Below are 6895 nucleotides of genomic sequence, written 5' to 3' on the forward strand. Positions count from 1 at the left end.
GCAGCCCGATGGCCTGCAATATGTATTTAAATATGCTGGATTTTACAGCGGCGGTTTATTATCACACAAAGAAAATAGCCAAGAATTTATTAAAGATTAAATAATGAACGCATTGATTATTTGCATAACTTTGCCTTTTTTGGCAGCACTCTTAATTTTGATTCTTTCTAAGAGGCTTAGGTCAGATTTGCTTACTTTTGCTTTGGGTAGTGCATTCTTTGCCAGCATATTTGTTATTTTCTCGGTAATAAAGCACGGGCAAATATTATTTACGAAATATATTTGTGCATGGTTTAGTTTTTCTTTTATTGCTGATGGATTAAGCGCATTTATGGCTTCTGCATGCGCTCTTGTGTCTTTCTTGATTGTTTTGTATTGCCGGGAAAACAGCGATGCTTATGGAAAACGTTTCTACTTCTGGACGGCTTTACTGGTTGGGAACATGTTAGGTTTAGTGTTTTCCGCAAATTTAATCCTTATGTTATTTTTTTGGGAATTTGCTTCAGTTTGTTCTTGGAGGCTTATTCGCCTAAATAAAGACAAAGAGAGCGTTAAAGCTGCGAGCCGAGCGTTTATTACTAATTTGCTGGGTTTCTTTTTATTATCAGCCGGAATTATTTTAATTTATATTAATTATCATACCTTAGATCTGAATTCTTTAAGGGGGGCAAATTTAACCAATCTTATAGCATTTTTGCTGTTTGCAGGAATTGTTGTAAGAAGTGCGATATTCCCCTTACAGTCTTGGCTGGTGGAAGCTGCAGCTGCTCCAACAGTAGTAGTCGCGTTATTAAGCGCTGTTTTGTTTGTGAAGATGGGCCTTTATGTTTTTGCGCGCGTTTTTAGCCTGACTTTTCTGGAAAGCGCGCTTTTTATAAACATAACGCTTTATTTTAGCGTGGCTACTTTAATTGTTGCAGCAGCTTCTGCGTTGGTGGAAACCAATATAAAAAAGATTTTAGTCTACTCGGTTATCAGCCAGATTGGTTATATTTTAATTGAATTCATAACTCAAAGTACCACATCTTTTAAGGTCGGCTTAATTTATTTGCTGGCTCATTGTCTTGCTGCCGCTGGGTTATTTTTGTGCGCTGGCATAGTGGAGCAAAAAGCTAAGGCATTAAATATAAGCGATCCGGGTTGTTCAGCAAAGAATTTTCCTAAAACCTCTTTGGCATTTCTTTTATGTGCATTCTCGGTTATGGGGCTGCCGCCTTTTATAGGCTTCTGGCCGAAGTTTTTTAGCATCCTTACTTTAATCAGGTCAGGGGAAATATTTGCAGGGGTTGTTGCGATAACCGGAGTATTGTTTACTCTATTTTATCTTATGCGTTTGTATAACAGGTTATTCCTTAGTTCTAATAATGATACTTTAAAAGAGAACAATAATTCAATAATGGTGTGGGTGGTTTTGGCCTTAGGGTTTTTGTGCCTAGTTCTTGGAGTATTTTTCCAGGGGCCATTTAATTTGGTATCTAACTTAATAAAATAATGAAAACCGGACTATTCTTACTTTTTTCCTTGCCTTTATTTCTTGGGTTTTTTATTTTATTGATAAAGCCCGCGAAACACAGGGGCAATATCGCATTGTTATCTTTTCTGATAGGGCTCATTTCTTCTCTTTGGCTTTTAGTAAAAGCGCCTTCCGGATTAACGATAAATCTTGTAGGTAGTTATGATTTATTGTTTAGTTTAAATTCTTTTTCAAAGTTTATTCTGGTATTTGTTAATTTCTTTGGTTTAATTGTCTGTTTTTTTTCAAGAGGTTATAACGAGATTAAGGATAATAGGCTGTATTTTAGCCTGCTTATCTGGTTGATCGCCTTTTCTAATTTAGCCTGCTTGAGCGCTGATTTTGTAATTTTTCTTTTTGGTTGGGGGGCTACATTAGCGTTACTTTATGCTTTATTAAACTTAGGCTCAAGTGTTTCCGCAAACAAAGCTTTGGTTGTTGTTGGATTCGGAGATTTTTCATTAATCTTAGGGGTATGTTTGTACATATTTATTACAGGATCTACTTTGATGCCTTTGTCAGCAAGCGTCCCATTAGATAGCCCGCTACATTGGTTGGCTTTTGTGTTAATGCTGATCGGTGCTTTTGCAAAAGCAGGATGCGCGCCGTTTCATACCTGGATTCCCACTGCCAGCGAATCCGCCCCTTTGCCGGTCATGGCGATATTGCCGGGCTCATTGGATAAATTGCTGGGGATCTATCTTCTAGCGAGGGTTTGCAGCGATTTCTTTGTTTTAAATAACGCAGCTTTAATGATTTTGCTATTAATCGGAAGCGCGACAATTATGTTTGCGGTGATGCTGGCTTTAATTCAACACGACTTAAGAAAATTGTTATCGTTTCATGCAATCAGCCAGGTTGGTTACATGGTTTTAGGTTTCGGTACCGGCCTTCCGATAGGAGCGTGTGGGGCGATATTCCATATGATTAATAACTCTATTTATAAAAGTGGCTTATTTCTAACCGGTGCGTGTGCCGCGCAAAAAAAGAATACATTTGAACTGGATAAAATGGGCGGGCTTGCTCGTTCAATGCCGGTAGTTTTTGTCTCGGGAGTTGTTTTTGCATTATCTATCTCTGGAGTGCCTCCATTTAACGGGTTTTCATCAAAATGGATGCTCTACCAAGGTGTTATATCAGCATTTTCAAATGCTTCTATCTCAATGAAAATAGTTTGCATATTAGCACTTTTGTCAGCGATGTTTGGAAGTGTTTTAACCTTGGCAAGTTTTATCAAGTTTATACATGCAATTTTCCTCGGAGAAGACAAGAAAGTAGAGGCGCTTCCCAAAATCTCGGCAACAATGCAGTTTCCTCTGTCTGTCTTAGCAATACTTTGTGTTTTGTTGGGTGTTTTTCCGTACTTTTTCATAAAATATTTTATCCAGCCTGTTTTTATGCAGGAAATAATGTTTACCGGGAATTGGAATAGCTTATTTGCTTTCATTTGGATATTCGTAGGTTTAGTTGCCGGGTTAATTTTCTATAATTCGCGGGAGGCTAAGTCTCAGAGGCAGGATAATTTATTTATAGGAGGGGAGGATGTGGCGACTTTCGGCCCAAGCTTCCCGGCAACAGAATTTTACAAGACATTAGAGAATATTCCTGTCCTAAGTAGGCTTTATTTGATTTTTAGTATAGAATCTTTTGATTTTTATAACTTAATAGGTGCAGTATTAAGGTTATTCGGGTACATAATTTATATTTTTATTGACCGCGTTACTGATGTTATTTCTAAATTACCGGTAAGTTTAATATCATTAATAGGTTTTTTATTTAAGCATAGATCGCGCTAAATATAAGCTCGGAGTTAATTAATTATAAAATGAGATATCCAAAGATTAGAGAGTTAAAAGAAGTAATAAGAGCATTAATTAAAGGCCCATTTACAAGTGATTTCCCGCGTAAGCCTCACAAGCCGTTTGAAAGATTTAGAGGCAGGCCATATTTTCACGAAGAGGATTGTGTGGGATGCACTGCCTGTGCTCAGGTTTGCCCTACTAAAGCAATTGAAGTTGTAGATGAGATCAAGGGCGGAAAAGCAAGGAGAGTTTTAATTGTGCATTGGGATATTTGTATTTTCTGCGGGCAGTGCCAGGCAAATTGCCTTACGCAAAAAGGTATTAAGCTTTCTCAGGAGTTTGATTTTGCTACTACAGAATCACGCCAAGATTTGTTCAACCGCGTTGAAAAAGAATTAATGCTATGCGAATGTTGCGGAGAAATTATTGTTCCGGTTGATCAATATAAATGGGTAGCTGATAGGTTAGGCCCGCTTTGTTTCTCCAATGCTTCGCTTATCTTATTCTACTTAAGAAATCTCGGCGCTGTCTTAAAAACAAACCTTTCTTCCAAAAAGGAAACCGTATCTTCTCGAGCCGACCGCATTAAAGTGCTCTGCCCCTCTTGTAGAAGAGATGCAGTTGTCAAATCTTAAAACCGATGTTCTCTTCGCTAAAAATCAGGGATTTTAGGCTTTATTGGTTTGGCATGTTTATTTCTCTTATTGGGACCTGGATTCAGCAGATTGCGCAAAGCTGGCTTGTGTTCAGCCTTACTAATTCTGCTTTTCTGTTAGGAGTCGTCGGATTCCTGGGGACCTTCCCGGTTTTTGTCCTTTCTTTGTTAGGCGGAGTCGCCGCCGATAGATTCAATAAAAAATCAATTTTATTGGTTACGCAAATTTCCTTTATGATTTTAGCTTTTGTCCTTGCGGTATTGACTCACGCAAAATTAATAAATACTATTGAAATAATCATTATCGCTGTGTTAAACGGTGTAATTATGGCGTTTGATGCACCCGCACGGCAGTCGGTAGTAGTAGATTTGGTTGGAAAAAAGCATCTGATGAATGCCATTGCTTTAAATTCAGCGGCATTTAATTCCGCCCGTATCATTGGCCCGGCATTTGCAGGCGTTTTGATTGCAGGGATTGGGATGAGTGGATGTTTCTATGTAAATGGGATTAGTTTTTTGGCTGTAATTATTGCTCTTCTTATGATAAAGACGACTATTGCAGAATACAGGACGAAAAAAAACGGGGTATTAGATGACCTTCTTGAGTGTTTTAGTTTTATTAAAACCAATCGCATCATTCTTGTCCTGATTACTATGGTAGCAATGACCAGTTTGTTCGGCATTTCTTATATCATATTAATGCCGGTTTTTGTAAAGGATGTGCTTCATTCAGGAGCAAGAGGCTTAGGTGTTCTTATGTCTTCCGCCGGGATTGGGGCTCTAGCTGCGGCTTTACTTCTTGCCCGATTGGGAGATTTTAAATATAAGGGGCAATTAGTGTTTTATTCTTCAATAGTTTTTTCAGCAGCAATAATCTTTTTTTCATTATCAAATACTTATCTTACTTCAATTATTTCTTTGATTATTTTAGGCTGGTCTTCGGTTACCGCAATTAGCTTGGTTAATACTTTATTGCAAACACTCGTGCCGGATCATGTAAGAGGAAGGGTGATGAGCTTATTTATGCTTACCTTTGCCGGCATTATGCCTTTTGGCAATTTGATAGCAGGTTTTCTTGCTCATGCTTTTGGTGTTTCATTCGCGATTATGATTAGCGGTGTTATCTGCGGAGTTTTCTTTATTGCACTAAACTTGACATATCCTCAGATAAGAGAGCTTTAGATTGTAATCTATATTTGGTGCGTCTGCCTTGTCTTCTGTTTTCTCGGGGACGCTTATTTTGCCCCTGCGAGGCAAAATTTCGCTCCCCTGCGGTGCCTCGCTCTCGCTACGTGTATTTAGCGGGCGAACCGTGCCCGCTCGGCATCCTCGGAGGCCCCGATAAAACAAAAGCCAAGCCATCCGCTGAAACAGATTATCTATAGCTTTATGGTTTTTGCGGACGGCACATTAGAAGATTTTTGGCACAGCTACTAACACTAGTGCGCAAGGATTTACGAGGAGCGGAGGACAGCTACAAGAGAACGCTAAGCCGTAGCGACGAAGTAAACCGCAGCGCACGGCAAAAATCTTCAGTGCCGGAAGCGAAAACCATAAAGATTCGTGTAATTCTATTTGATTTTTTATGGCATTTTGATAAGATATTAGTGATATTAAACTATTTTAGCACCTGGCGCTTATTGGAATTGCGCCAGTGTGCCCTTAGTGGGCAAAAAAGGAGCTGGAAATGAGAAAATTTGTGATTTTAGCGTTGGTTTTAGTAGTTGGGCTTTATTTATTTGGTTGTGCAAAGAAAGATCAAAACCCGGAAATGGCGCAAGAGCCGGTATCTATGGAATCATTGACTGCTGTTAATGCTACTAATGCTGTTGCTCCTGTTGTTAATGAAGTTAAACCTCAGGTTACGCAAGCTCCGGTTTCCGGAGTTGAAAAATTAGAGCCTTTACCTCCTTCTGGGCCATATAAGCCAACAACAGAAGAGATCCAAAAAGCATTGAAAAACGCCTCTTTTTACACAGGGATAGTTGATGGTAAAAAAGGCCCAAAGACAAAGAAAGCAGTTGAAGCTTTTCAGAAAGCAAACGGCCTTGAAGCCGATGGTAAAGTTGGTCCAAAAACTTGGTCTAAATTAAGCACTTATTTGAATGCTGCGGCTTCTCCTGCGCCAGAAGCAAATAAAAATAATTAAGTTATTCAATAGCCAGTAAATAAACCCCGCCTTTTATAAGGCGGGGTTTTTTGTGAGAGGGCATACCCATGAAACCAGTTGGGCATATCGTTTGCACAGCCGTAGTAAGCTCTGTAGTATATTTATTTTTTAAGTCTTTCAGTGCTTTTGTCATTTCTTTTGTTTCCGGAGTATTGATTGATGTGGACCATATCTTTGATTATTATTTGCAAGAACGGCCTACTCTCAAGTTAAGAGAAATATATTCTTGGTGTATTAATAAGAGATTTAGTTTATTGTTTTTATTCTTTCATTCGCTGGAGCTCATTGTTTTGCTATGGGTGATTGTTTATGTATTTAAATTAGGGGTATTTTGGATTGCCTTTAGCATAGGCATAACGCAGCATATGATTTTGGATCTGATTTTTAACAGGGCAGAAATTCACAGCTATTCCTATTTTCTTTCTTATAGATTACTGAAAGGCTTTAGAAAAGAACCACTTATGAAATAAACAGTTTTCTGCCTTCCTTGAAAAGCAAATAAATTTAATATATACTTTAAGTAGCCGATAAAGGTAAACCTCCGGGTAGGAAAGAATTCCGGACGCGCTTTAAGCAGTCAAGCACTTTAAGGCGTGCACCGAAAGGTGGGGGCGCAAAGCCACAGGCCTAATCCTCGGGCATCAGGCTCGGGGGATGGTGGCTGGGTTGCCGAAGAAGGTGATGATTCTGGCGTGTAACGAATGCCTTTATCGGCCCTTTCTTTTATGGTCCCAACAAAAACAAGATCGGAAGAG

6 protein-coding genes and 1 riboswitch are annotated in these 6895 nt (G+C 39.0%); all 6 genes read left to right on the forward strand.

Annotated elements, in window-relative coordinates; all coding sequences use genetic code 11:
- The first annotated feature begins 103 nt into the window (after nt 1-103).
- The 6 genes from PHO70_08400 (at nt 104) to PHO70_08425 (ending at nt 6610) form a co-directional block, all read left to right on the forward strand.
- Complete coding sequence (locus PHO70_08400) at nt 104-1492, forward strand: proton-conducting transporter membrane subunit (protein MDD5432981.1); 1389 nt, start codon at nt 104-106, stop codon at nt 1490-1492.
- Nucleotides 1492-3309 carry a proton-conducting transporter membrane subunit gene (locus PHO70_08405; protein ID MDD5432982.1) on the forward strand — a complete coding sequence of 606 codons (1818 nt, stop codon included), beginning with the start codon at nt 1492-1494 and terminating at the stop codon, nt 3307-3309. Before PHO70_08400 ends, PHO70_08405 begins: the two co-directional genes overlap by 1 nt.
- Nucleotides 3310-3338: 29 nt before the next feature.
- Nucleotides 3339-3950 carry a 4Fe-4S dicluster domain-containing protein gene (locus PHO70_08410; protein MDD5432983.1) on the forward strand — a complete coding sequence of 204 codons (612 nt, stop codon included), beginning with the start codon at nt 3339-3341 and terminating at the stop codon, nt 3948-3950.
- Nucleotides 3951-3955: 5 nt separating this feature from the next.
- Nucleotides 3956-5152, forward strand: coding sequence for an MFS transporter (locus PHO70_08415; GenBank protein ID MDD5432984.1), 1197 nt, complete (start codon nt 3956-3958; stop codon nt 5150-5152).
- 505 nt (nt 5153-5657) lie between these two features.
- Nucleotides 5658-6119: a peptidoglycan-binding domain-containing protein gene (locus PHO70_08420; protein ID MDD5432985.1), complete on the forward strand. Its 462-nt coding sequence runs from the start codon at nt 5658-5660 to the stop codon at nt 6117-6119.
- Nucleotides 6120-6187: 68 nt separating this feature from the next.
- Nucleotides 6188-6610, forward strand: coding sequence for a hypothetical protein (locus tag PHO70_08425; protein MDD5432986.1), 423 nt, complete (start codon nt 6188-6190; stop codon nt 6608-6610).
- 110 nt (nt 6611-6720) lie between these two features.
- Nucleotides 6721-6814, forward strand: a riboswitch (cyclic di-GMP riboswitch).
- Nucleotides 6815-6895: the final 81 nt, after the last annotated feature.

This window comes from Candidatus Omnitrophota bacterium (assembly GCA_028715415.1).
Classification (GTDB): Bacteria; Omnitrophota; Gorgyraeia; order Gygaellales; family Profunditerraquicolaceae; genus JAQURX01.